The 26,864-nt window shown below is 37.7% G+C and carries 27 protein-coding genes; 13 read left to right on the top strand and 14 right to left on the bottom strand.

Going from position 1 to position 26,864, the window contains the following annotated elements:
* Positions 1-13: 13 nt before the first annotated feature.
* From ASU31_RS09280 to ASU31_RS09240, 8 genes are all read left to right on the top strand, one after another.
* Positions 14-985: a hypothetical protein gene (locus ASU31_RS09280; RefSeq protein ID WP_057932064.1), complete on the top strand. Its 972-nt coding sequence runs from the start codon at positions 14-16 to the stop codon at positions 983-985.
* Between the two features lie 80 nt (positions 986-1,065).
* Positions 1,066-2,046, top strand: coding sequence for a basic secretory protein-like protein (locus tag ASU31_RS09275; protein ID WP_057932063.1), 981 nt, complete (start codon positions 1,066-1,068; stop codon positions 2,044-2,046).
* A 262-nt stretch (positions 2,047-2,308) separates the two neighbouring features.
* The gene (locus ASU31_RS09270; protein WP_057932243.1) at positions 2,309-2,980 is read left to right on the top strand and encodes a basic secretory protein-like protein; all 672 of its coding nucleotides are present in this window, start codon (positions 2,309-2,311) and stop codon (positions 2,978-2,980) included.
* A 36-nt stretch (positions 2,981-3,016) separates the two neighbouring features.
* Complete coding sequence (locus ASU31_RS09265) at positions 3,017-5,305, top strand: GH92 family glycosyl hydrolase (protein WP_057932062.1); 2,289 nt, start codon at positions 3,017-3,019, stop codon at positions 5,303-5,305.
* Positions 5,306-5,468: 163 nt separating this feature from the next.
* The gene (locus ASU31_RS09260) at positions 5,469-6,872 is read left to right on the top strand and encodes a 3-keto-disaccharide hydrolase (protein WP_057932061.1); all 1,404 of its coding nucleotides are present in this window, start codon (positions 5,469-5,471) and stop codon (positions 6,870-6,872) included.
* Positions 6,873-6,883: 11 nt separating this feature from the next.
* Positions 6,884-8,845 (top strand): hypothetical protein, encoded by a 1,962-nt coding sequence (locus tag ASU31_RS09255; protein WP_057932060.1) that lies wholly within the window; start codon positions 6,884-6,886, stop codon positions 8,843-8,845.
* 489 nt (positions 8,846-9,334) lie between these two features.
* A complete protein-coding gene (gene rpiA, locus ASU31_RS09245; protein WP_057932058.1) occupies positions 9,335-10,024 on the top strand; it encodes a ribose-5-phosphate isomerase RpiA in 690 nt (229 codons plus the stop codon).
* A gap of 242 nt (positions 10,025-10,266) precedes the next feature.
* The gene (locus ASU31_RS09240) at positions 10,267-10,656 is read left to right on the top strand and encodes a LiaF transmembrane domain-containing protein (RefSeq protein ID WP_057932057.1); all 390 of its coding nucleotides are present in this window, start codon (positions 10,267-10,269) and stop codon (positions 10,654-10,656) included.
* Positions 10,657-11,340: 684 nt separating this feature from the next.
* Here ASU31_RS09240 and ASU31_RS09235 read toward each other — a convergent pair.
* Positions 11,341-12,327: a GlxA family transcriptional regulator gene (locus ASU31_RS09235; protein ID WP_057932056.1), complete on the bottom strand. Its 987-nt coding sequence runs from the start codon at positions 12,325-12,327 to the stop codon at positions 11,341-11,343.
* A gap of 142 nt (positions 12,328-12,469) precedes the next feature.
* Between ASU31_RS09235 and ASU31_RS09230 the strand changes: the two genes are divergently transcribed.
* The 5 genes from ASU31_RS09230 (at position 12,470) to ASU31_RS09210 (ending at position 16,285) form a co-directional block, all read left to right on the top strand.
* Complete coding sequence (locus ASU31_RS09230; RefSeq protein WP_057932055.1) at positions 12,470-12,877, top strand: hypothetical protein; 408 nt, start codon at positions 12,470-12,472, stop codon at positions 12,875-12,877.
* A gap of 6 nt (positions 12,878-12,883) precedes the next feature.
* Positions 12,884-13,303: a VOC family protein gene (locus ASU31_RS09225; RefSeq protein WP_057932054.1), complete on the top strand. Its 420-nt coding sequence runs from the start codon at positions 12,884-12,886 to the stop codon at positions 13,301-13,303.
* Positions 13,300-13,677 (top strand): DoxX family protein, encoded by a 378-nt coding sequence (locus ASU31_RS09220; protein ID WP_057932053.1) that lies wholly within the window; start codon positions 13,300-13,302, stop codon positions 13,675-13,677. Before ASU31_RS09225 ends, ASU31_RS09220 begins: the two co-directional genes overlap by 4 nt.
* A gap of 160 nt (positions 13,678-13,837) precedes the next feature.
* Entirely contained in the window at positions 13,838-15,157 is a 1,320-nt protein-coding gene (locus tag ASU31_RS09215) for an alpha/beta hydrolase (RefSeq protein ID WP_057932052.1), read from the top strand.
* A 159-nt stretch (positions 15,158-15,316) separates the two neighbouring features.
* Positions 15,317-16,285, top strand: a complete 969-nt coding sequence (locus tag ASU31_RS09210; protein ID WP_057932051.1) for a YihY/virulence factor BrkB family protein — start codon at positions 15,317-15,319, stop codon at positions 16,283-16,285.
* Between the two features lie 6 nt (positions 16,286-16,291).
* On the opposite strand, the gene ASU31_RS09205 is transcribed toward ASU31_RS09210, so the two are convergent.
* The 13 genes from ASU31_RS09205 to ASU31_RS09145 form a co-directional block, all read right to left on the bottom strand.
* Positions 16,292-16,714: a secondary thiamine-phosphate synthase enzyme YjbQ gene (locus ASU31_RS09205; protein WP_057932242.1), complete on the bottom strand. Its 423-nt coding sequence runs from the start codon at positions 16,712-16,714 to the stop codon at positions 16,292-16,294.
* A gap of 4 nt (positions 16,715-16,718) precedes the next feature.
* Positions 16,719-17,153 (bottom strand): PDDEXK nuclease domain-containing protein, encoded by a 435-nt coding sequence (locus tag ASU31_RS27925; protein WP_245224514.1) that lies wholly within the window; start codon positions 17,151-17,153, stop codon positions 16,719-16,721.
* Between the two features lie 91 nt (positions 17,154-17,244).
* Positions 17,245-17,775: a DUF1016 N-terminal domain-containing protein gene (locus ASU31_RS27920; RefSeq protein WP_245224513.1), complete on the bottom strand. Its 531-nt coding sequence runs from the start codon at positions 17,773-17,775 to the stop codon at positions 17,245-17,247.
* A 67-nt stretch (positions 17,776-17,842) separates the two neighbouring features.
* A complete protein-coding gene (locus ASU31_RS09195; RefSeq protein WP_057932050.1) occupies positions 17,843-18,877 on the bottom strand; it encodes a DUF2157 domain-containing protein in 1,035 nt (344 codons plus the stop codon).
* A 95-nt stretch (positions 18,878-18,972) separates the two neighbouring features.
* The gene (locus ASU31_RS09190) at positions 18,973-21,186 is read right to left on the bottom strand and encodes a cation:proton antiporter domain-containing protein (protein ID WP_057932049.1); all 2,214 of its coding nucleotides are present in this window, start codon (positions 21,184-21,186) and stop codon (positions 18,973-18,975) included.
* Between the two features lie 511 nt (positions 21,187-21,697).
* Positions 21,698-22,690, bottom strand: a complete 993-nt coding sequence (locus tag ASU31_RS09180; RefSeq protein WP_057932047.1) for a bifunctional riboflavin kinase/FAD synthetase — start codon at positions 22,688-22,690, stop codon at positions 21,698-21,700.
* 12 nt (positions 22,691-22,702) lie between these two features.
* Positions 22,703-23,563, bottom strand: a complete 861-nt coding sequence (locus ASU31_RS09175) for a YitT family protein (protein WP_057932046.1) — start codon at positions 23,561-23,563, stop codon at positions 22,703-22,705.
* A complete protein-coding gene (gene truB, locus ASU31_RS09170) occupies positions 23,560-24,291 on the bottom strand; it encodes a tRNA pseudouridine(55) synthase TruB (protein WP_057932045.1) in 732 nt (243 codons plus the stop codon). The genes ASU31_RS09175 and truB overlap by 4 nt, the downstream gene beginning before the upstream one ends.
* 26 nt (positions 24,292-24,317) lie before the next feature.
* Positions 24,318-25,112, bottom strand: coding sequence for an undecaprenyl-diphosphate phosphatase (locus tag ASU31_RS09165; RefSeq protein ID WP_057932044.1), 795 nt, complete (start codon positions 25,110-25,112; stop codon positions 24,318-24,320).
* Between the two features lie 17 nt (positions 25,113-25,129).
* On the bottom strand, positions 25,130-25,516 hold the full coding sequence (locus ASU31_RS09160) for a type II toxin-antitoxin system VapC family toxin (RefSeq protein WP_057932043.1): 387 nt from the start codon (positions 25,514-25,516) through the stop codon (positions 25,130-25,132).
* Complete coding sequence (vapB, locus tag ASU31_RS09155; protein WP_029275802.1) at positions 25,516-25,719, bottom strand: type II toxin-antitoxin system VapB family antitoxin; 204 nt, start codon at positions 25,717-25,719, stop codon at positions 25,516-25,518. The genes ASU31_RS09160 and vapB overlap by 1 nt, the downstream gene beginning before the upstream one ends.
* Positions 25,720-25,758: 39 nt before the next feature.
* Positions 25,759-25,986, bottom strand: coding sequence for a DUF3098 domain-containing protein (locus ASU31_RS09150; RefSeq protein WP_029275801.1), 228 nt, complete (start codon positions 25,984-25,986; stop codon positions 25,759-25,761).
* Positions 25,986-26,864 (bottom strand): cell division protein FtsX, encoded by an 879-nt coding sequence (locus tag ASU31_RS09145; RefSeq protein ID WP_057932241.1) that lies wholly within the window; start codon positions 26,862-26,864, stop codon positions 25,986-25,988. The genes ASU31_RS09150 and ASU31_RS09145 overlap by 1 nt, the downstream gene beginning before the upstream one ends.

Raw genomic sequence — 26,864 nt, 5'->3', positions numbered from 1 at the left:
TAATACTAACGCTATGAAAAACATTTTATCGTTATCGGCAATTTTATTATTTGCTGTATTAGCTTGCAACAGTAAAAATGCACCAGTAGAAACCGTAAAGCCAGCGCCACCGTTCGTAGAAAGCGTAGATCCGCCAGATGCACCACCTAAAACATGGAAGGAGCATTGGTTTGAACATGTTCAGTTGCTAAACCGTGTTTATTACGATACCAGCGTAGTGGTTTATTACGACGGCGATGTTAAACCAACTGTTGCCTGGCCAAAAACATATATGGCCGAAGCCTGGAACTATACAAAAAAAACTTATGGTAAATTCGGAGATGATAGCCGCTTATTTGTAATTTATCATGCAGGTAAATATAGCGGGGGGCACCCGGGTACTTATCTGGATGCAGGTCACGATTATAGAAACGTAACCGATTGCGGCGCCATTAGCCTTGATGCCTGGACCTCTGGCATTGATAATGACATTGATTTATCTACGCACGAAATTGGCCACATTGTAGAAGGCGCATCAAAAGGGGTAAAAGAATCGCCGGCTTTCGATATCTGGCATGATAGTAAGTGGATGGAGATTTATCAATACGATGTGTATTTAGGCTTAAATAGAGCCGCTGATGCACAACGTTGGTACAATAAAATGATGACTGTTACCGACAGTTATCCTAAGGCAGGAACACAATGGTTCAAGAATTGGTTTCTTCCAATTTATGAAAACTATGGTAAAGCAAAGGTTTTAAATGGTTTCTTTACCTTGTTGTCTCAACAATTTCCTAAACAACAACTCACTGTACAAGGTAAAAGCTACCAGCAATATACCAGAAAAATGAATTTCGGTGAATTTATTCACTTTTGGAGCGGGGCAGCGAAAGTAGATTTGGCACCACTTGCATTAACAGCTTTTGGATTGAAAGACGAAAAAGGAGCAGACTGGGCGCCAATGCTGGCCAAAGCTAAAATCGATTTTCCAGCTATTACTTATTAAATTACAATATAATAAACCCACAGAAATGATTTTGCCAACAGCAAGATCATTTCTGCTTTTCAAAACCCACACAAAAAATCATGATTAAGAAGTTATTATTTCTCGCGTTTATATCTTTTATAGGTGCAAATACTTTTGCTCAGAATAGAGAAAGAGAATACAAAATTACCATTAACGATAAAGACAGCGCTACCAATGCTATAGTAGATGCCAAACTTAAGGCAGCTTTTTTTCAGGTCTATCCAAAATTTGCCCAGGCAGATGGATACCGTACCAAAAGAAGCGTAGTGTTAGATCTGGTAACAGCAGAAACGCCAACAATAAAAGCCAAAGCTGGAGAAATTAAAGTAAACAGCCAGTGGGTTAAAAATAAATCACAAAAGAAAATCCAAAAGGAACTGTTTTCTGCGCTCTCAAAAAACTGGGTTTCTTACAGTAAAGAAAAACACAAAGGTTATGAATTAACATTTATCAGCAAAGATCCGGACTTAGATCCAGCGTTAAGAAAGAAGTTGATCGCTACTTATTTCGAAATCTATCCAACCTTAGTTAAAACATTTAACGATAAATCTACACACGATGTGTTATTTGTAGTGGATACCGCTTATAAAGCAGTGGCAGAAGCAAGTGGAAACAGAATTTTGTTTAGTGCCGGTTACATGAAAGCACATCCAACCGATATTGATGTGGTAACACACGAAACCATGCATATTGTGCAGGGTTATGGCTATAGTGCAGACCCGGTTTGGCTAACCGAAGGCATTGCCGATTATGTACGCTATAAATATGGTGTTGATAATGTAGGTTCTAAATGGAGTTTGCCAGAGTATAGTGCAAAACAAAGCTATAAAAACAGTTATCGTATTACCGCCAGGTTTTTTGCCTGGTTAGAGCAAAATGTTAAACCAGGCCTAATTGCTACTTTAGATCAACAATTAAGGGCACACCAGTACAGCGAGCAATCCTGGGCAGCCCTGACCGGGAAAACTGTCGACCAGCTTTGGGAAGATTACGGTAAAGAACCGCAAAAGGTAAGCCTTACTTATAGCAGCAAAAAATAAGAAATTTATTTACATAGAACGGTCGTCATCTCGATCCGATAGCTATCGGATGAAACGCAGTGAAAGGGAGCGATCCATCCAGCAAAATTTTTCGACCCTAGTGCACTTCGCTCGAAACGACGATACGCTGTTTTGTAAAAATAATAATCACTAAAGTAAAATTTTTGATCATTTACTAAATCGTTTTACATATTATATTTATTTTGCAGAACTAAACATGCTAACCAAAGTAAAATCCATTCACCAATACCAATATAAACAGATGAAAAAAATATTTACTTTTTCGATTTTCGTAATGCTGGTTACGGCTTTTTCAGCTCATTTAAAAGCACAAGACATAACAAGGAAGAGTGGTTATACCTTATCGTTCGAGAGCAATTTTAAGGAATTAGATCCTCAGTTGAAAAAGCGGTTAATCAAAACTTTTTTCGAAGTTTACCCAAAACTAGCAAAAGAGTATAATCCAGCCACCATAAAAGAAGTGAAATTTTTTGTAGATACGGCTTACAAAGGGGTGGCGGCAACTGCTGATGGTAAAGTAACCTTTAGTTCGATCTGGATGGTGAAACATCCTGAAGATATTGATGTCGTAACCCACGAGGTAATGCACATTGTGCAAGACTATGGCCGAAGCGTTGGCCCGGGCTGGTTAACAGAAGGGATAGCCGATTATGCACGCTATAAATTTGGCGTAGATAATGAAGGTGCTAAATGGTCACTTCCTGCTTTAAAGCCAGATCACAGTTATAAAAATAGCTACCGCATTACTGCAGGTTTTTTTGCCTGGATGGAGAAAAATGTAAAACCAGGTATAATCAAAACAGTTGATGCTTCTTTAAGAGACCACACTTATACTAAAGATATCTGGACAAAATTAACGGGTAAAGATTTAGATGCACTTTGGGCAGATTACGTTAAAAATTCGGGAGTTTAAAATAAATACAAGCATATAAAAACACAAACACAACAAATGAAAAGATTATTTATCGCTTTATTGAGTGTTGCGGCGTCAACCAGCTTCGCGCAAACAATAGGCAAAATTACAGATCCGGTAGATTGGATAAACCCGTTAATGGGAACAGCATCCAAACCATCACTATCTAACGGAAACACCTACCCGGCAATTGGTTTGCCTTGGGGAATGAACATGTGGACACCACAAACTGGTAAAAACGGCGATGGATGGGCTTATGTTTACGATGCCGACAAAATCCGTGGCTTTAAACAAACACATCAGCCTTCGCCCTGGATGAACGATTACGGCGCTTTTGCGCTTATGCCAGTTACAGGTAAATTAAAATTCACAGATGATGAGCGTGCTAGCTGGTTCAGCCATAAAGCAGAGGTTTCTAAGCCGTATTATTACAGTGTATACTTAGCAGATGCTGATGTAACAACCGAAATTACGCCAACAGAACGAGCTGCCCAGTTCAGGTTTACCTTTCCTAAAACGGATAGCGCTTATGTGGTGGTAGATGCACAGAATAAAGGCTCTTACATTAAAATTATTCCGGCAGAAAGAAAAATTATTGGTTATACCACTAAATATGCCCGTGGGCCACTGCCTAAAAATTTCAAAAATTACTTTGTCATCTATTTCAACAAAGATTTCAAATTGGCTAAAACCTGGGATGATAAAAAACTTAACGATAAAGATTTAGAATTAACTGTAGACCACGCCGGCGCTGTGATTGGTTTCGCTACACAAAAAGGCGAGCAGGTAATTGCAAAAGTGGCCTCTTCGTTTATCAGTTTTGAGCAGGCTGATTTAAACCTAAAAAGAGAATTGGCTAACGATGGTTTCGATGCCACAAAAGCAAAAGGTAGAGCAACCTGGAACAAAACATTAAGTAAAATTGCAGTTGAAGGTGGTACTATAGATCAAACCCGTACATTCTATTCTGCAATGTACCGCACGTTGTTCTTCCCAAATAAATTATATGAAATTGATGCACAAAATCAGATCGTACACTGGAGTCCTTACAACGGACAGGTTTTACCAGGATACATGTTCGCTGGAACGGGTTTCTGGGACACTTTTAGGGCATTATATCCTTTCTTAAACCTGGTTTATCCTTCAATTAACAAGGAAATGCAACAAGGCTTAATCAACGATTATAAAGAAGGTGGTTGGTTACCAGAGTGGAGCAGTCCGGGTTATGCAAACATTATGGTGGGTAACAACTCTGCTTCGGTAGTTTCTGATGCTTATATCAAAGGTATGCGTGGTTACGACATCGAAACGTTATGGCAGGCTTTAAAACATGGCGCAAACAATGAAGGGCCAATGGAAGCCGTTGGCCGCGATGGTGTTAAATATTACAACGAATTGGGCTATGTACCTTTCGATGTGAAAAAGAATGAAAATGCCGCTAAAACTTTAGAGTATTCGTATGATGATTTTACCATTTATCAGTTAGGAAGAGCTTTAGGTAAACCAGCATCAGAGATCGATATTTATAAGAAAAGAGCCATGAACTACAAGAATCTTTTCGATCCGGCCTCAGGTTTAATGCGTGGCAAAAATCAGGATGGAACTTTCCAAAGCCCATTCAGTCCATTTAAATGGGGCGGTGCATTTACCGAAGGTAACAGCTGGCACTATACCTGGTCTGTTTTTCAGGATGTTGATGGTTTAGCCAGATTAATGGGTGGCCACAGTAAATTTGTAACCAAACTGGATTCAGTTTTCTCGATGCCTCCGGTATTTGATGAGAGTGCTTATGGTGGTGTAATTCATGAAATCCGCGAAATGCAGATTGCAAACATGGGTCAATATGCACATGGTAACCAACCGATTCAGCACATGATTTACCTATATAACTACGGTGGTGCGCCTTATAAAACACAATATTGGGTAAGAGAAACCATGAACAGAATGTACAAACCTACGCCTGATGGATATTGTGGTGACGAAGATAACGGGCAAACTTCTGCCTGGTACGTTTTCTCAGCAATGGGCTTCTATCCGGTAACACCTGCGGTTGATCAGTATGTTTTGGGTGCTCCTTTGTTTAAAAAGATAACTGTTACTTTAGAAAATGGTAAAACTGTGGTGATTAATGCACCTGCCAATAGCGATAACAACCGTTATGTTCAGTCGTTACAGATGAATGGTAAACCATATTCTAAAAACTGGATCAGCCACAGTGGCTTGCAAAAAGGCGCGGTGTTAAATTTCAATATGACAGCAACACCGAATAAAACCAGAGGTTCAAACCCAACTGATTTCCCTTATTCATTATCAACAGAAAAATAGAAAAACAATAGAGACTGTATCATAAATATAGATTTGTCATCCTGTCCAAAGGACTCCTACGGAGAGCCTGTCGAAGGACGGATTAAGTTTACAATTATGATACAGCCTCATTTTTTAGGAAAATCTTTAGTCCTAATTAAGCTAAAACTAACAAACCAAGTATATGAACATTTCAAAGACGGGTTTTACAGCCATTTTCTGGCTTTGCGGAACCCTGTTGGCATTTGGCCAGCGTATTGATCTCAAAGATCTTTCAGCCTTTAAAAACCCTTCAAATTCATGGTCACTCGCCCAAAATGTGGTGGCCGACCTAAACGCCGAAAATGTTTTAAAAACAACCAAAGGTGATGGGATATTGATTAATCAATCTACAGCAAAAAAAGCGGGTTCTGATTTATATACCGTGAACGAGTATGGCGATGTAGCTGTAGAATTAGATTATTTAACTGCAAAAGGAACAAATTCTGGTATTTATCTTCAAGGTAATTACGAAATCCAGATAGACGATGCATGGGGATTGAAAAACCCAAGTTCATCAAACAATGGTGGTATTTACCAACGTTGGGACGATAGCAAACCCGAAGCCGAAAAAGGGTTTGGAGGTGTTGCTCCCCGTCAAAATGCAAGTAAAGCACCCGGTTTATGGCAGCACATTAAAATTATCTTCCAGGCACCAAAATTTGATGCATCAGGAAAGAAAACGCAAAATGCTAAAATCATCAGTGCAGAACTAAATGGTGTACTGATTCACGAAAATGTTGAGCTATTTGGTGCAACCAGAGGAGCTGCAGGAGCTGAAAAAGCAAAAGGACCTTTACGTTTACAAGGTGATCACGGTTCGGTAGCGTTCAGAAATATCCAAATCAGCGAACTATCAGAAATTCCAAAACCAAACCAAAACGGTGGGGCAGATCCAATTTACATTGAAGCCGCAAGCAACAATATGATCAGAAGTTTTGTTGATGTTGCACCAAGAGTACGTTCGGTACATGCTATTTCGGTAGGTGGACCTGAAAAAGTTGCTTATAGCTACGACTTAGATAATGGTACATTATTACAGGGATGGCATGGCGATTTTATCGATGCTACACCAATGTGGGATGGGCGTGGAAATGGTACCTCACGTGCTTTGGGCAGTGTTACCCGTTTTACTAAAAAGCCAATTTTAGCCATTGCAAAATTAGCGAACGATCAAGCTAAATGGATTGCTGATACTGCTGGTACTGGTTTCAGAACCAAAGGGTATGTAATGGATAAACAAGACCGTCCGGAGTTTAAGTACATCATTAATGGAGCAACTGTTACCGATGCCGTTAAGGTGATGGAAAATGGACAAGGTTTAACGAGAGAGATTGCTGTTGATAAACCATCAAAAGATCTATATTTCCTATTGGCAACCGGTTCTGATATAGAAGAAGTAGCCAAGGGTTTATACCTGATTGATGATAAATCTTACTATATCCAACTTGCTGAAGGAACTGCTAAACCAGTAATCAGAGAAGTTGATGGCAAGAAAGAAGTTATCGTAGCTATTGGAACTAAGTTAAATTATACCATTTTGTTTTAATTGGAATGACAATGAGAAATACATTTAAAAAATTAGCAATACTGGCATTAAGTTTTAGCTTTACTACAGTTTTTGCACAGGAAACACCGAAAGAAGAAGATTTTTTCAGGATAAATAAAGTACGCGTACCCGAAGGCCCCATTTTAGAAGTTGGTGGTCTGATTACCCTCCCAAATGGCGATTTAGGTATTTCTACCCGTAGAGGAGAAGTATATATTGTAGAAAACCCTACGAGTGCCAAGCCTTACTGGCGCAGATTTGCTTATGGTTTGCACGAAATTTTAGGCATCGCTTATAAAAATGGTGCATTATATGTGGCACAGCGTGGCGAATTGACCAAACTGGTTGATAAGGACCAGGATGGTAAAGCCGACGTATATGAAACCATTTATGCATGGCCTTTAAGTGGGCACTATCACGAATATAGTTTTGGGCCGAAGTTAATGCCCGATGGTACTTTTATGGTTACCGGAAACGTGGCCTTTGGCGATGAAGAGTGGTGGAGGGCAGAAAGCCGTGTGCCGATGCGTGGTTGGGCCATGAACATTACCGAAGATGGTAAAATGAGTCCTTATGCTGCGGGTTTCCGTTCGCCAGCGGGGATTGGTAGTATTGATGGACAGTTTTATTATACCGAAAATCAGGGCGACTGGGTAGGTTCAGGTGGTTTATGGAAAGTAAATAAAGGTGATTTTATGGGCCACCCAGCCAGTTTAAGATGGACTAATTTACCAAACTCTCCGGTTAAACTGCAATCAGATTTCTTTTACTCGCAAATAGACGAACGCAGAACCAAAAACGAACAAGGAAGATACATTAAACCAGAGAATAGGGTAAACGAAACATTCAAAACCTTATTCGAAATGAAGAAAGTATTCCCTGAATTACGTTTGCCATCAGTTTGGTTGCCTTATGGTATTTTGGGTATCTCTTCTGCAGAACCTGTTAAAATTCCTGCAAACACATTCGGGCCGTTCGCTGGTCAGATTTTAGTTGGCGATCAGGGAATGAGTATTATTTCGAGGATTTTTATGGAGACAGTGAAAGGTGAGGAACAAGGCGCTGCTTTCCTTTTCCGTAAAGGTTTCCGTTCAGGAGTATTAAGGTTAGAGTGGGGTACAGATGGTTCACTGTTTGTTGGAGAAACCAACCGTGGTTGGGGATCGGCAGGTGATGCCAACGAAGGTTTAGAAAGATTGGTGTACAACAATAAAACCCCTTTCGAAATGAAAGCTGTTAGGGCAATGCCTGATGGTTTTGAAGTAGAGTTTACCATGCCTGTTGATCGTAAATCGGCAGAAGATCTAGCTTCATATGATGCAGAAAGCTTTATTTACAAATATCACCCGGTGTATGGTTCGCCACCTGTAAACACCGAGAAATTAAAAATCTCTGGCGTTAAAGTTTCGGCAGATGGATTAAAAGCCAGGATTATTGTACAAAACCTTCGTCAATATTACATCCATACCTTAACATTAGATGGTTTAAGATCGCAAGATGGTTTTTATTCTTTGGTTCATCCGGTAGCTTATTATACCTTGAACCAGATTCCCGATGGAAATAAACTTTCTACCAGTGAAGTAAGTACCAAAAACTCGGCGGCACCGGTTAATGTTCCTGCTAAGAAAACGGCAGTGCCAAAAGGCACCACAGGAAAAGCACCTGAAGCAAAAGGAACGGCTACTCCGGCTAAACCTACTGCTACAACTAAAGCACCTACCTTTAAAGAAGTTGAAGGTTTATTAACTAAAAACACTTGTCTGGCCTGCCACAATCAAACCAAAAGACAAATTGGCCCGCCATTCGTAGAAATTGCAAAACGTAAGTATTCAGCAGAGAAAATATTTCAGTTGATCCACAATCCACAACCACAAAATTGGCCGGGTTACTCAACAGAAATGCCTCCAATGCCGCAAGTAACCAAAGCGGAAGCTTTAAAAATTGCAGGCTGGATAAATTCTTTAAATAAATAAGATAGTTTAATTGTTACGTAACGGTTGGTAGAAATACCAGCCGTTTTTTTGTTATAAAAGAAATGGGGATTCCACTATTGCAGAATCCCCATCATCTAAATTAACGCTCTCATATACATAAACGATGTAAATAAGATTTATTGTATTGTGAATGAAATTTTTTCGCATTGATTTGTGTAGGGTAGTTCAGTTGTTGCGGGTCGTCGTCATTTCGATCCGATAGCTATCGGATGAAGCATAGCGAAATGGAGAAATCTACAACTTAGCCTGTCACCCTATTTCAGGGTCTATTAAATGAAAAGATCCTTCGACTACGCTCAGGATGACATAATTCATGAGAAAAAGAAATGGGGATTCCACTATTGCAGAATCCCCATCATCTAAATTAACGCTCTCATATACATAAACGCTATAAAAACGATTTATTGCATTAGCAGTAAATTTTTTTTCATTTTTGCGATGTTTATCATTTAAAGCTATTTTTACTTTATGGCTACTATAGATAAAACTCAACAAGATGCAGAAAAACTAGCGGCTGCCCTGGCGGCAGTAAAATTTGTTAAAGATGGTGATGTAGTAGGCCTGGGTACGGGATCTACCACAACCTTTGCCATTAAAGAATTAGGTAAACGTGTAAAAGAAGGGCTTAAGATAAAAGCTGCTGCAAGTTCCATCCGAACAGAAGAACTCGCAAAATCTCTGGGCATCGAAATTCTTGATCTCGGGTTTTTAAGCAAAATTGATATCAGTATCGATGGAGCCGACGAATTTACAGAATCACTCGATCTGATTAAAGGCGGAGGCGGAGCACTGTTTAGAGAAAAAATAATCGCTTCACTGAGTAAAAATGCCATCATCATTACCGATGCTTCTAAAAAGGTTAAAAAATTGGGCGCTTTTACTGTTCCTGTTGAAGTAATACCACTGGCCTATCAATATGTATTCGATCAGATTAATGAACTCGGTGGAAAGGGTGTATTGAGGTCTGTAGACAATAAAACATTTATTACCGACAATGGTAACCTGATTATCGATGCCGATTTTGGCCTTATTGATGATCCTGAAAAACTATCTACTGATCTCAATCAGATTAACGGATTATTAGCCCATGGTTTATTCATTAACATCACTTCAAAAGTAATTATGAGCGAAGAAACGGATATAATCATTTTCGAATGATAGTTGGTTTACTGGTTCATTAGTCATTGGTTTATTGTTTACATCGATTAATCGACTTCGGACTCAGGACTACTGACTTCGGACTAATAACATTTCACCGATAAATCCTCCCTTCCTTAAATTCTTATAATTTTTTCACCGACAGTTTTATTTCACTCACCGATAAAACATCACAACTAAGGGAAAAGCCATTCTCCAGCATTGGTATTCGTGATACATTTGAATCATAAAAACAAACAGTCATGGAAAATTTAATCAAAAAAAATCACGCAGATAAACAATTTGGTTTAGGTGTTTTAATCATAGCAATCGGTTCGGTGTTCTTATTAAGAAACTCAGGAATAGATGTTCCACACTGGATATTGAAATGGCACACCATTATGTTAGGTATTGGTTTGTGGATGGGTTACCGTAAAAACTTCCAGGGCAGTAGCTGGTTAGCCTTAACGATAATAGGTGGTTTATTTACGCTTAAAGCGATAACCATTTTTGATTTCGATCTGTCAAGAATCAGTACAGCTTTAATATTAATCGGGTTAGGACTGTATGTAATTCTAAAACCTAAAAAAGTGCAAAACTTCGATCAGTATTTTGAAAAGAAACCAGTTGATTTTACTGATAAGGAAAGCTAAAATTCTTAACTCCATCATATATTTTAAAAAGGGACATTTTTTAACAATGCCCCTTTTTTTATTTTAAAAAAAAATGCCTAGAAATGCATGATAGACTATTTAGCTACTTAATCGTCATTTCGATCCGATAGCTATCGGATGAAGTAAAGCGGAACGGAGAAATCTGTTTAAGATAGGCTATTATTGATATTATTTTGTAATTATTTAAATATGAACGGTTTATGTCGATTTCGTATTTCCGCCCAACTAGGCCGTAGCACCATATCTCCGTTTTACTTAAATCCGGCCTAACAAATTTTTCGGGCTGCACTGTTCTAGCCGTGCAACTGGCTTGAAAAGAAAAATTTTCAGCCGGCATTTTTTGTTTTTTCAGGGGCTTTTATGTTTTCAACGGCATTCAAGCTAGCTACGCTGGTCTTTTTGATGCCAAAAAGAAAGAGCCCTTCGGCGGCGGCAAGCCGAGGCAAGATCGTGGTGTATGGCAAAAGAAATCAATTACTCATCACTCATATCGATTTTTATACCATAAATTACCCCTCAGGATGACAAACAAAAAAGAAACGGGGATTCCACCCTTAGGCAGTATCCCCGTCATCTAAATTAACGCTCTCACATACATAAACGCTGTAAATAGAATATATTGTGTACAGCTTAAATTTTTTTTATTTTTTTCTACAAATGCTGTTAAACCTGCAAAACAGGTACGGCTTTATGGTATTTGTTCCGGTACTCAATAGGTGTTAAACCCGTAATTTTTTTGAAAACATCCCTAAACGATTTTGTATCTGTATAACCTACATCGAACATTACCTCAGTTATGTTTTTTCTGCTCGACTCGAAACTCCGTTTTGCAGCCTCAATTTTAACCCTTTGAATGTATTCGATTACTGTATTTTTGGTCGCGCTTTTAAATCTCCGCTCAAAACTTCTTCTACCCAATGCCAGCATATCGGCCAGTTGATCTACAGTAATCCGTTCCTGGTAATTGCCATCAATAAATTCCTGCGCTTTTTTAATTTTTGCATCTTCATGTCCCTTCTGCCCCTGGAACATCATAAAAGCCAGCTGACTCTCGCGATCGATATCAATAGCAAAGTATTTTGCCGCTAAAATGGCGGTATCTCTATCCGTATGTTTTTCAACAAGGTATAAAAGTAGGTTCCAGTAAGAGTTTGCACCACCGCTAGAGTATAAACCCTGCGCATCGGTAATAATACTACCATCTACCAGCTCTACTTCAGGGAACATTTCTCTAAATTGGTTGGCAAACAGCCAATGCGTAGAACATTTCCGCCCATCTAACAAACCGGTTGCCGCCAGTAAAAAAGCACCCATACAGAGCGAAGCTACTTCTGCACCTTTAGCGTGTTGTTTTATAATCCACGGGAGTAGATCCTGGTTAGCTTCCATCGCATACCCTATATTGCCGCTAATGGCTGGTACAAATATAAGATCGGTATGCTCAACCTCATGCAGCAGTTTATCAACGTGCACAGAAAAAAGGCTGTTGTTCAATCTCACCTCTTTCGTCATCCCTACAAGCTCAACTTTAAAAAGCGGGGGTTTGCCCGATGCCTGTAAAAACTCGTTAACAGCGGTAAATAGATAGCGGGGATCTGCAATGGCTTCAATCACGGCAGTCTCTGGAATTAAGATAGATACATGTTTCATAATTCAAATATAACGAGGCTATTTGTCGTAAACAACCCCCGCAATTGTCGTTTCTACATATTTAGCTTGTTGATTTCTGCCCGTATGTTTGTGTTGTTAATCGTTTCAGTTAATCTTTAAAGCGGTAATGCCGATAATGACAATGGAAGAGTATATTTTAAATGAGGATATTAAGGTAATGTGCATTACTGCCGAATCTTTCCCAAATGGAGTTTTAGCGGCGCACCAAAAACTTCATGCCCTGTTTCCCCTTGAGCAACGCAGGTATTTTGGAATAAGCAGACCCAACGAAAAGCGTGAGATTATTTATAAGGCTGCCGTTGAAGAAATAGCAGATGGCGAAGCTGAGAAATTTGGTGTCGAAACTTTTACCATAAGAAAAGGAACATTTATTAGTGAGCTGGTTCCCGATTTTATGAAAGATGTTAGCCAAATAGGAAAAACTTTCGAAAAACTGCTCCATCAACCCAACATCGATCCAAACGGCTATTGCCTTGAAATGTATATTAACGAAACAGATGTGCGCTTAATGGTAGGCATCGAAAAATAAAATCAATTGGCTAGTATAAACTCATATCTCACTTTTAACGGCAACTGCCGTGAAGCAATGACTTTTTATCAGGATTGTTTGGGGGGAGAACTGACCCTCGAAACCATTGGAGAATCGGTTATTGTTGATAAAATGCCCAACATTATGAAGCGGAGTATTATGCATGCTGTTTTGGCTAAAGATGATTTGGTAATTATGGCAACTGATATGGTAGAAGAACGCGGATTAATTAAGGGAAATTCGATTTCCATGATGCTGAACTGTAATTCGGAAGAAGAGGCCCAGTCTTTTTACCATAAACTTTCAGCAGGAGGGAAAGCTTCACATCCATTACAGGAAACATTTTGGGGAGCACTTTTCGGAGATTTAACAGATCGCTTTGGAAATAACTGGTTAATTAATTACGATAAAAACAGATCAATATGAAGAAGTTAAAAACATGGTATTGGATTGCCACTATTATTTTTGCATTAATGATGATTATGGATGGCGTTGGAGGAATTACTCAACAGGAAGCAGGCAAAGAAGTACTTAAACACCTCGGTTATCCGATGTACCTGCTCATTATCGTTGGCATTGCTAAACTGCTTGGGGCGGCATCCATCTTGCAAAATAAATTTACAACCATTAAAGAGTGGGCCTATGCAGGTTTTGCCATTAATTTTATTGGCGCCTTTGCCTCCAGGGTATTTGTTGGCGATGGTATGTCGCTTTTAATTCCGCCACTGGTTGCATTGGTAATTATGTTTATCCCGTATATTTTATGGAAGAAACTGGTATCAAATGTTAAAATTAGTTAAAACTAAACGGCTAGTTTAGTTAGGGGCTTTTCAGAACCAAATATTGTTAACTTTGGGTATTGTAAACAACCAAACACAATACATGAAACCGTCATGATTTTTTAGATCCAGAAAAGGATGAATCGTGAAATCTCATTACCATTAAAACAAAAATATACGGATGAAAAAGAGCCTTTTATTCATAATTGCTTTATTATTTACAACCACAGCATTTTCTCAAAATGTGATCCAGCTCTTCAACGGTGCAAACGACTTTTTTAAGCTGTTACAGGAAGAGAAATTTAAAGATGCCCACGCTTTCTTTGATGATACTTTAAAAACGAAATTAACAGAAGAGAGTTTAAAGAAACTTTGGGGAGATATCGGAACAAAATATGGAAAAGCAGAATCGTTAGATGCCATTCAAAGTAAAGCCCAGGGCGAGTTTTTCGCTGTAACGGTAGAGGGTAAATTTGCTAACGGTGATCAGAACTTTATTTTAGGTTTTAATAAACAACAGAAAATAGTCGGAATCTTCCTGGCACCATCCCGAAAGACGGCCTCTTATCTAAAACCGACTTATGTTGATACCAGTTTATACCAGGAAAAGTCGGTATACATTGGTCCGGCAGGAAAACAATTGGCGGCCATTATCACCACGCCAAAAAATGCTAAAAATTTCCCTGTAGTGGTTTTTGTACATGGCTCTGGTCCGGCCGATATGGATGAAACAGTTGGTGCGAATAAACCCTTTAAAGATCTGGCTGGAGGTTTAGCCGCTAAAGGAATTGCTTCTGTTCGTTATGTAAAACGGACCTTAATCTATCCGAACGAATTTAGCAAGGCTTTTACGGTAAAAGAAGAGGTATTGGATGATGCAACTGCAGCTATCGCACTCGCAAAAACGGTTGCTGGCGCCAATCCCAAAGCCGTTTATGTATTCGGCCATAGTTTAGGCGGAATGCTGGCACCTAAAATGGCAACCATTACACCTGATTTAGCGGGGATTATTTTGGCCGCAACACCTGCAAGAAAACTAACAGATATTATTGTTGATCAGAATAAGTATATGTTCGATCAGGCTAATGATACAACAGCTGCCTTTAAAAAACAACTGGCAGATGCTTATGTGGAAATTGATAAAAGTAGAATTTCGCAGTTGGGAACTACCATAAAACCTGATTCTTTAATTTTAGGGCTGCCTGCAAAATATTGGGCAGATTTAAATACTTACAATCAGGTTGCTGTAGCAAAAAGTCTTTCGAAACCTAAAATATATGTACTGCAGGGCGGTAATGATTTTCAGGTGGGCAAAGTAGATTTTGATTTATGGAACGCTGCTTTGAGTAAAAAGAAAAACGTAGTTCTTAAATTTTACCCGGATTTAAATCACCTGTTAAGTTCTCAAACCGAAAAGGGTACAATGGCCCAATATCAGGCAGCTGTAAGCGTATCCGAAACTTTAGTTAACGATATTGCCTCCTGGATTAAGGCTAAATAATACAAAATCATCTAATCGATAAAGAAAAAGCTCCGACCAAAAATCGGAGCTTTTTTTGTGCATTTGGTTTCTTTGCACTCTGTCTTCGTTAATTAATTAACAAACAATTCAAAAAATAAGCGGTTTAAGTTTAGGGCATCTCATCTTAAATATTTGTTTATGGCAAAGAATAAAATCACTTTAAAAGCAATTTGGGGCATTTTAAAAGCATCGTTTACAGGATTTAACAATCATAAAGTAACGAAACTTAGTGGCTCATTAGCCTATTATACGGTGTTTTCTATGGCGCCACTGCTCGTGGTTATTATTTCTTTGTGCGGTATATTTTTGGGGAGAGAAATAGCCGAAGGACAGGTTTATGCACAGCTTGAAGGGTTTTTAGGCAGAGAATCAGCCGTTTCCTTACAACAGTTAATCAAGAATGCTTATCTGGATGGAAAAAGCACCATTGCTTTAATTATTGGAATCATAACCCTATTAATTGGGGCAACTACCGTTTTTGGCGATATCCAGGATTCTATTAATACCATTTGGGGTTTAAAACCTAAACCTAAAAGAGGGTGGGTTAAACTATTACAAAACCGTTTCTTATCATTTTCTGTAATTATCAGTTTAGGTTTTGTACTGCTGGTTTCATTAGCGGTTACATCTGTACTCGATGCCTTTAGCGATCGTTTGCAGGCCCGCTTTGCCGAAATATCTGTTGTTGTATTTTACATTCTCAATCAGATCGTAACCTTAGCCGTTATCTCATTAATATTTGGTGTAATATTTAAGGTATTACCCGATGCAATTATAAAATGGCGTGATGTAATTGCTGGTGCAATAGTTACCGCTTTACTATTTATGATCGGTAAATTTGCCATTTCACTTTACATAGGGCAGAGCAATGTTGGTAGTACTTATGGCGCAACGGGCTCATTAGTGGTTGTGCTTTTATGGACTTATTATTCTTCTATCATTTTATATTTTGGTGCCGAATTTACCAAGGCTTATGCGGTTGCTTTTGGATCTGAAATTTACCCTTCTCATTATGCGGTCACCACGAAAGAAATTGAGATAGAAACAGGGCGTAAATCCATTCAGGATAATCATCCCGAAATTAAAAAAGAGGTTAAGAAAGCTTAAAGTTATTTATTCGCCCCAGGCTGTAACGATTAATCTTCTTTGCCCGCCATGGTTGCGATGTTCGCAAAGATAAATACCCTGCCAGGTACCAAGTGCCAACCTGCCGTTTCTAATTGGAATGGTAACAGAGCTGCCCAAAAGTGCCGATTTTAAGTGAGCAGGCATATCATCCGATCCTTCATAATCATGTTCATAATCGGGATCATTTTCTTTAACAGTTTTGTTAAAAAACATTTCAAAATCTACCCGTACTGTAGGGTCGGCATTTTCATTGATGGTAAGCGAAGCAGAGGTATGTTGTATAAAAACCTGGCAAATGCCAATGTTAATCTCGTCAATTTGAGGTAAGGCATCCTCAACCTCATCGGTAATGATATGGAAACCTCTTCTTCGTTCTCTAAGGGCTAAAGCTTGCTGGTATATTTTCATTGAATTAATTCTCAATAATTTTAATGAAATCCTTTTCGCTAGGTAAAACCGTTAAATATTTACTGGCGAAAATTTGTTCATTATTTTCTGGAAGTGTATATCTTACTACAGATTCACTTTTGTCTTGACAAAGGATAATACCGATGGTTTTGTTTTCATCCTCAAGTTTTACTTCTCTATCGAAATAGTTAACATACATCTGCATCTGACCAATATCTTGATGTTTTAGTTCTCCGATTTTTAAATCGATAAGTACAAAACACTTTAAAATACGGTTATAGAAGACTAAATCTATTTTAAAGTGTTTTTCTTCGAAAGTTATTCTTTTTTGACGGGCTACAAAGGTAAAGCCATTACCTAATTCTAATAAGAAATGTTCAAGTTTATCTATTAACCTTTGCTCTAAGTCATTTTCTGAATAAAAACTTTTTTCGTGCAAGCCTAAAAACTCTAATACATAAGGATCTTTTATTAAGTCTTTACTTTTTTCGATAATCTGTCCCTTTTGCCCAAGTGATATTACCTCTTCTTTATTTTTTACTTAGCGCTAAACGTGTATATAATGCTGAATCGTATTGGCGCTGCAACTCGCGTAAACTCCAATTATTTTTTATTGCTTCTATTTCGTAAAAATTACGTTCGTTTACATCGGTTATTCTCATTAACTTAAGGTAGTGAGACCATGTAAGTTTGAATTGCGCAGACAGTGTCTGCTGATTTATAGATTTACGAGGTGCGGTACCAGCAATTTCTTCATTTTTGAATTCAGCAGACACTGTCTGCTGAATTGAATAGAGTAAATAAAAATTGCGTATTTGCCTCAAATTTGTTTCAGAAAAACCTTTGCCAAACTCTACAACTAGTTTTTCCGAGAGTTCTTTTAAAACTCGTTTACCATATTCTGCTTTTTCTTTTCCTTGTTGCTCTTCTTCAACGATCATTCTGCCAATTTCGAAGTAAGCAGTAGCCATCGTATTATTAATGGTTTGGGCTACATTTTGCCTCGCTTGGTTAAGTAGTTCAATAACTTTAGTATATAAATTTTGCTTTTCAACTTGCATTTTTACAACAATAGAATATTCAATCTTATGAAATTAAGCATTTTATCAAATGAATTAGTTTTTAAGATTACTTCAAAAACTCTACATTCCATATCTTTTCTGCTTTTCTGCCGATTAACCAAAAAGACGCAGCCAGTACCGAAAAAAACAAAGCTTTATGCCAACTGTCCCAGAAGTATTCGAAATAGCGTGTGTAGAGATTAATAAAGAGAAAAGTAATGCCGAATTCGCGGGCAATGTCATCACGGTACTTTAAACCAAATAAAGTACTTGCCACACAAACAGCCCCTGAAATTGATGCCCAATAAAATAGGCTTAGCTGCCTAACCTTGTACCATTCTTCTAAACTGGCAAAATTGCCAAATACTGATAAGGCCCAAAGAGAGACAAACAAATAAACCATTCCTGCGATATAAGTAACCTGGAAGAAGTTATGTGTTTTGGGGAAAGCTTTCATGATGAACGATGCTGCAGTTAATGCCGCACCGAAAACCACAAAGCGCAAAGGATAATTCATGCCAAGGAAGTAATAATTCCAACGGCTTAAATAACCTGTTTCTGTGCCAAACCAGGCGCCTAGAGATATTAAAGCAAAAATCCAGATTAAACGCGAATTGAAGATATAACCTAAGGCACCATAAATAAAAACAGATATTAAAATCAGGATGGAGAAGTTGCCAGATCCATTGTCCATCGCCTTTCCGAAATAAGCAATAGCATTCGCCGTGAGTAAAATTGCAGAAAAAACGATAGCCTCATTGCTAAACTTTAAATGCGCCAGCTTCTTCTTCCGCTTAAAACCTAAGATATAAAGCCATGCCGCCAATCCGCCAGAAACAATAGCAATAACAATATTAGGTGTATTGTAAACCCGTTTTAAATAGTTTAAGATCGAATTATCAATGAGGAGCGACCCAAGCGCAATAAAACCGCAAGCCAAAGCTACCCAAAAAGCATACTGTGCCAGGCGTAACCAGTCGAAGTTTTTGGCTTCATAACTTTTACGGAGCTTATCGCCCGTTTCATTATTAATTAAGCCGTCACTTTGCCATTGCTCAATCATATCATCAAGAAACTCACTCTTTTCTCTATCGACTTTCATTAGGTTAGGTTATATACGAAGATATGCTTTTTAGTCCTTAGTCAAAAGTCCTCAGTCAATAGACTTCCGACTTCGGACTAAGGACTCCGGACTATCTATATAACCTCTTTGATCTTCTTGTTATTGCCTACAATCCAAATCACATCACCGTTGTCGAATACAAAATCAGAGGACGGATTCAATATGCGATCGGTACCCCTTTCTATGCCAACAATTAATGCCTGTGCTTTTTCGCGGATACCTGCATTTCTAATACTTAATCCATAAACCGGCGATTCGGCATGAACAACTACCTTTTGCAAGGTCATTTCTTTATTCGGGAAATTATTTTCTTCAGCTGTTTCTGGAGCATCAACTTCTAAAAGTGCTTTAACAGCAGCCAATTGATCATCAGCACCAATTAATAGCAGTTTATCGTTTGGATAAAGCCGCTCATCTCTTCCAGGTGTTGGAATGTTATTTCTTCCACGCTCTATTAAAGCAATGTTAACGCCATATTTTTCCCTGATCATTAATTCGGTAAGTGTTTTTCCAACTACTTCCGATTCAGGGGAAACAGTGAGTTCGGTTAAATGGGTATCCCAGGGCAAAATATCAGGTTTTTGATGCTCACGTGCATTTAAATTCAACATGAAACGCCTCTCCAGTTTATCGTAAAAAGACTGTAGTTTCCTGGAGAAGATGACCATGCCTAAGATAATCAGGACTAATGCGATTACAGCGGCAATCCAGGTATCAAAAAACTCATACATTAGGAAACCTACAAAGAAAATACCTAAGGCAATTCTGAAAAATTCAATTGCGATTAACGGGCCTCGGGTATACTTTTTGTTCAGCCAAAGGTGGGAATAGGCTGTTCGCTGGATCCTTCGGATAGATAATGCCCATAAAAATGGCGACATTAAAATGAAGGAAACTACTACGCTGATAATAATAGAAGTTAAACTATTGGAAATATTGCTCACAATAAAAGGCTGAACATACCTGTAGGCTAAAAAGATGATTGCAATAATAATTACGGAGTGGATAATGGTATTAAAAATATAAGATCTCAATAAAACCTTCCAATCGCTTAATGTTGTAATTCCTTCGGTACTGGAGCTATATCTTTCGATTCCATCTAACCATTTTTTAGGTAAAACACGGTTCAAATACTGGTAAAAAGGTTCAGATAGTTTAATCAGATATGGCGTAGTAAATGTAGTGATCGCTGCTGCTGCTACCGCAATAGGATAAAGGAAATCGCTTGTTACTTTAAGGGTTAATCCTAATGAGGCAATGATGAATGAAAACTCACCAATTTGCGCCAAACTCATGCCAGATTGTACCGAAGTTTTTAACGGCTGACCGGATAACAACGCGCCTAAAATGGTAAATATAATTTTTCCTAAAATAATCACTAACGTAGCAACGATAATCGGAACAGCGTACTTAACCAGCATAGAAGGATCAATCAGCATACCAACCGAAACAAAGAAAACCGCTGCAAATAAGTCTTTTACTGATTTAGTTAAATGTTCGATTCTTTCTGCCTGTGTGGTTTCTGCTAAAATAGAACCCATAATAAATGCACCAAGAGCAGGAGAGAAGCCCACCTTATCGGCCAATAATACCATTACCAAGCATAAGGCTAACGATACCACCAGCATGGTTTCATCGTTCATTAATTTCTTGGTTGCTTTAAGAAATGAAGGAACCAGGAATATTCCACCCAGGAACCAAAGTACCAGGAAAAAAGCCAGTTTTAAGATAGAATACAGCATTTCTGTACCTGCTGATTGCTGACTAACTGCCAGGGTAGAGAATAATACCAGTAACAAGATGGCCACCAGATCTTCAACAATTAAAACACCGAAAACCAGGCCTGCAAACTTTTTATGTTTTAAACCAAGTTCTTCGAAGGCCTTAATGGTAATCATTGTTGATGAGATGGACAGAATCCCCCCTAGAAATAAACTATCCATGTCTTTCCAGCCCATTGCTTTACCGACTAAGTAGCCTGCCAGAATAATAAAAAGGACTTTAACAATTGCCGTGATGGAGGCGGAACCGCCAACTTTAACCAGTTTTTTAAAACTGAATTCTAAACCTAAGCTGAATAAAAGGAAAATTACGCCTATTTCGCCCCAAATATTGATGCTTTTTGTATCGGTAACTGAAGGAAAAAAATCTAAATGTGAGCCAACCAGCAGGCCGGCCAGTATATAGCCTAAAACCAGGGGTTGTTTAATTCGTTTAAATATGAGGGTAGTTATTCCTGCAGCAGCAAGGATTAATCCTAAATCGGCAATTAAATCGGGTAAATGCATCTATAAAAAATGGGTATTGATGATTAAATAATTTATTTCCAAGTATTATTACTCGGCATTTTATTGAAAACTCCACATTTGTGGTTAAAAATGAAATTACTTACCAAAAAACATGTTTTGGGTAGAGCATCTTAAACAGGCACCAATAATTATATTTTAATCTCTTGATTACAACTTTTGTATTGATGGTTTTGTTCTTGAAAAAAAGGAACAGCAAAAAAGTAATCAGTACAAACGCGCTGGAAGATATTTTTATAATTGGACTGTTAATGAAATCTTTTTGCAGACTTTCACTGTCCTGATTGAAATCAGAATTGGATTTGATATTTTTTTTGCTTGAAATGAAACTTATTTTGGTGTTTTTTAATGGTACATCATTTCTTTTTTCCTGCGATGCGAAGGCCGCAAAATTAATGGAGATAGACAGAAAAAAGATGATGTAAAAAAGCCTCATTGCCGCTAATATAACGAAAATGAGGCTTTTTTGAAAGAAAAATCTGATTTAAATCTGTTAACTTATAGATTCAAAATAAGCTAAAGTAGCCTCCTTGTCTTTTTGTAACTGAACAGTTAAAGCTTCTAATCCGGTGAATTTCACGTCATGACGCAAGAATTTTAAGAAATTCATTTTAATGTCCTGCCCATAAATTTCCTGGTTAAAATCGAAAATATTTACTTCAATGTTTCTGGTCATTCCGTTAATGGTAGGACGTTGCCCGATATAGGCCATACCTTTGTAAGGTTGGAGGTTTAAGGTTGAGGGTTTAGGGTTTAGGACATCGGACTCCGGACTTCGGACTTCGGGTTCCATTTCTACTGTAACCGCATAAATCCCATCGCCCGGAATCAGTTTGTAAGTTTCTTCGACAAAGATATTGGCGGTAGGGAAACCTATTGTTCTTCCGATTTTATCGCCTTTAATTACCCTGCCAAAAATAGAAAACGGATAACCCAGATAATCATTGGCCAAGCTTACATCGCCCGCTAAAAGTGCCTGACGGATTTTGGTGGAGCTTACTGCAACATCATGAATATCCTGCTCCATAATTTCCTCCACGCTAAAACCATAATGTAAACCTGCGGCCTTTAAATCACTTAAATTTCCAGAACGGTCTTTACCAAAGCGGTGGTCGTAACCAATAATAATATGCTTGGTGCCAATGTTATTCACCAACGTGTTTTTTATATAATCTTCAGGCAGCTGATTAGAGAAATCTCTGGTAAATGGTGTGATGATCAAATGATCTACACCTAAACCTTTTAAAATTTCGGCTTTTTCATTAATGGTATTAATCATCTTCAAATCCTGGTTTTCAGGATCGATAATCATTCTAGGGTGCGGGAAAAAAGTTAATATTACACTCTCTCCGTTATCGGCCTTTGCTTTTTGTACCAGTTGTTTAATGATTTTTTGATGTCCGAAATGTACGCCATCAAAAGTGCCAATGGTTACAATGGCGTTATCTAATTTTTTAAAATCCGAAAGGTTATTGTATATTTTCAATGGAATGGAAAATTAATGTAAGGCATGGCGTTTTACTACCCCGCCCTTTAAATCGGCAATTTGTTGTTGTATTACAAAGGCATCCGAATCAATCTGTCGTATAGCGGTTTGTAATTTGCTCATTTCTAGTTTGGTAACTACGGTGAAAATAATATCGATATCTTTCTTTTCTCCGTAACCACCTTCGCCTTTATAAATGGTTACACCTCGTTTCATTTCGTTAATGATGAACCCCTTTATGGCTTCCTGGTGTTCTGAAATAATGGTAACACCAGTGTATTGTTCTATGCCGTTTACAATGAAATCGATGGTGCTTGATGCCGATAAATACGTTAGAATGGCATACAGCGCAGTTTCGATATTTAAGAAATAAGCTGCGAAGGCGAAAATAATGATATTTAAAATCAGGATGATATTTCCAACGGTTAAAATACTGTTTTTACTGATGTAAAGCGCTAAAACCTCTGTTCCGTCGATTACACAGCCACCGCGCATGGCCAACCCTATTCCACCGCCTAAAAATAATCCGCCAAAAAATGCGATGAGCAATTTATCGTGGGTAATGGGCTGAAATGGAAGAAAAATTAAGGCCAGCGAGAGCGCAGCAATGGCAATAGCGGTTTTAAGGGCAAAGCCTTTACCAATCTGTCTATAACCTAAAATAACAAATGGAATGTTGATGATGGCAATAAGGTAAGATAAATTCCATCCTGTTAAGGTGCTTAGCAAAAGAGAAATACCCGTAACACCGCCATCAATAAAATGGCTGGGCATTAAAAAGCTTTTTAAGCCAAAACATGCCGAAGTTACGCCTGCAATAATTAAAAGAATTTCTTTTATAAACCTGATGTTCTTGTTTTTGATGCGGTTCATGCCTCTGCTTCAGTTTTAGCTTCTTCTTTCTTGCTACGAATATAATTAACAAGTTCTAATACCTCAAACGCATCTTTTAGCAAAAAGTTTCCGCTTCGGGTGCGGGTAAGTTTGGAAAGATAAGCCCCGCTATTTAAAGTTTTACCAAAATCGGATATTAATGAACGGATGTAAGTGCCTTTACTGCATACAATCCTGAAATCGATCTCTGGTAGTTCGATCCGTGTGATTTCAAATTCTGGAACACTTACAAAACGTTTACGTAATTCAACCTCTTCACCCAATCTTGCTTTTACATATAAACGTTCGCCATTTACCTTTACAGCAGAGTGTGCAGGCGGATATTGTTCTATATCGCCAATAAAAGGCTTGCAGGCTGAGTATATATCTTCTTTGGTAATGTTACTGATGTCAAAGGTTTGATCTACCTCAGTCTCCATATCGAATGATGGGGTAGTAGCCCCCAAAATCATAGTGCCTGTATATTCTTTCTCTTCAGCCTGGAAAGTATCTATCTGCTTAGTTAATTTGCCTGTACAGATGATTAGCAAGCCTGTAGCAAGGGGATCTAAGGTGCCGGCATGACCAACCTTTAGTTTTAGCGGTTTTAAAGAATTACGGATTTTGCCCACCACATCAAACGAAGTCCATTTATATGGTTTGTTAATTAAGAGCAATTCGCCTTCAGCAAAATTGAAGTCTTTAAATTTTGAATTTTCGGTACTCACAAATCTTTTTTGCGCAAAGATACGGATTAGTTTATATCAATATGATATCCTGATAAGAACAATGCTAAGATGATAATTCCCAAAGCAATACGGTACCAGCCGAAAACTTTAAATCCGTGTTTGGTTAAAAAGCCTATAAATGATTTTATAGCGATTATAGCAACAATAAAAGCAACAATATTACCCACTAATAACAACTTAATGTTTTCTGTATTTAACAAATGATAGCCTTTTAAAAGCTTGTATCCTGTTGCTGCGCACATTGTAGGCACGGCTAAAAAGAATGAGAATTCTGCAGCCGCACTTTTTGTTAATTTTTGACTCATTCCACCCAAAATTGTCGCTGCACTTCTACTTAAGCCAGGGAAAGCTATAGCAAGCACCTGAAAAAAACCGATCTTTAGCGCAGTTGCGTTTGTGATTTCTTTTTCACTATCAATTGTAGCATTCTTAAACCACTTATCAACCAATAGGAGTATTACACCTCCAATTAATAAAACGGCAGAGATAAATATAGGATTACCCAAAGTATTATCAATAAAATCATTCAATAGAAAACCAAAAACTAAAGCAGGTATAACAGCAATAATTAATTTCAGATAAAACTTCCAATCAGAAAAGTTGAAGAATTTTTTCCAGTAAATTACCACTACAGCCAAGATTGCACCTAATTGAATAGCAACTTCAAAAAGCTTTACAAAGTTATCTTTACCGATTCCCATCAGGGCAGATGTTATGGCCATATGTCCGGTGCTCGATACAGGTAAAAATTCAGTTAAACCTTCAATAATTGCCAGAATAATGGCTTCAAAATAGTTCATATGTTTTAATTAATGGGCTAGTCCCATTGTAATTTTACTTTATAGTTTTTTAATTTTTTATCTCTTGATATTAAAGTTAAATCTTCAGAGATTGCTTGTGACACAATAATTCGATCAAAAGGATCATTGTTGAGAAAATCGAGACCTAATAATGTAGTAAGATGGGTTTCATTGATAGCAATGATTTCGATCTGGTTTCTTTCTGCAAAACGAAATAATTCATCAAAACCAATTTTTAAATCGAGTTTTCCGATTTGTTTTTTGATGGCAATTTCCCAAAGAGAGGCAATGCTCAAGAAACAAGGTAGATTAATATCAGATAATTTTTTATTTATTGAAGTTGGCAGCTGATTATCTCCTGCTACAAACCACAAGAAGGTATGAGTATCTAATAGATATGCCATTAAATATAATCAGCAAACATTTCTAACGGTTCGTCAAAATCATCAGATAATTTGATTTTACCTTTTGCATACCCGAATTCTCGGGATTTTAACTTCGGCTTATTTTTATGCTTTGTTTTTAAGAATTCAACAAAATCTGCAACTTCCTGCCTAAGGTTTAGGGGAAGTGAATTTATTTCGATTTGCAAATTTGTTGTTGTCATATTATAAAGTTAAAAAAACACTTTAGCTAATACAAGAAATTATTTTTTTAAGATTGCATAAATGCCAAAAGCAAAACCCGCCAACACCACTATCGGTGCCAATAAAGTTCTTCTGAAATCATAAATATCACCAGTGGTACCCATCATTAATATAAAGCCAACTGCTACAATTGCAATGCTGATTAACAATAACTGGTAGTTTTTTTTGGTGAAAACCAATTCGCTTTTAACGTCCTTTACAACCGGACCTGTTTTTTTTTCTGCCATTATCTATAAAGATGATAAGATTTTAAACGTAAATATCTGCTTACTGCAAACCATGTACTAATGCCTGTTATAAAAATACCCACAATTAAAAGGCCTATAAATACGAAGCCAAATTCCTGATAGTTATTTAAAATAATAATCTCAGGTACCTCTTTGCGGGCATAAATTAAAGTTGCCAATAAAATAATGATGGCAATAAATGCAGCAATCAAGCCATGTAAAGCAGCATATAATAAGAAAGGACGTCGAATAAAGTTTTTCGTTGCACCAACCAGCTGCATACTTTTAATTAAAAAGCGTTGTGAGTAGATAGCTAGTCTTATTGTATTGTTAATCAATGCAATAGAAATGATTAATAATAGCGCGGCAAATGCTAAAATGATTAAGCCGATGGTGCTGATATTTTTGTTTACCATATCAATTAAAGAACTTTGGTAAACCACCTCTTTAACTACAGGGTTTTTAGAAATATTTGCTTTTAAGGCATCGATGCTTTTATTGTTCGCATATTCTGCTTTTAAATACACATCGAAAGTAGAAGTTAATGGGTTGTATCCTAAAAAGTTAACAAAATCCTCACCCAAATCCTGAGTTAAATTTCTTGCTGCAAGCTCTTTATTTACATATTGAGTTTGTTTTACTGCAGGATTTGCATTTAACTCTTTCTGGAAAGCTAAAACATCGGCTTCTTTGGCACCTTCATCAACAATAATGTTTAAAACGATGTTTTCTTTAACGTAGTTAGACAGGTTTTTGGCATGTACAAGTACCAAACCAAGCAGCCCCAGCATTAATAAAACCAAAGCAATACTGATTATAGTAGAGATATAAACGGTTTTGGTTTTCTTAGATGCATCACTTACTTCGAATTCTTCCAT

The sequence above is a fragment of the Pedobacter ginsenosidimutans genome (assembly GCF_001442625.1).
GTDB classification, from domain to species: Bacteria; Bacteroidota; Bacteroidia; order Sphingobacteriales; family Sphingobacteriaceae; genus Pedobacter; species Pedobacter ginsenosidimutans.
This window is presented reverse-complemented; position numbering and strand designations above follow the sequence as displayed.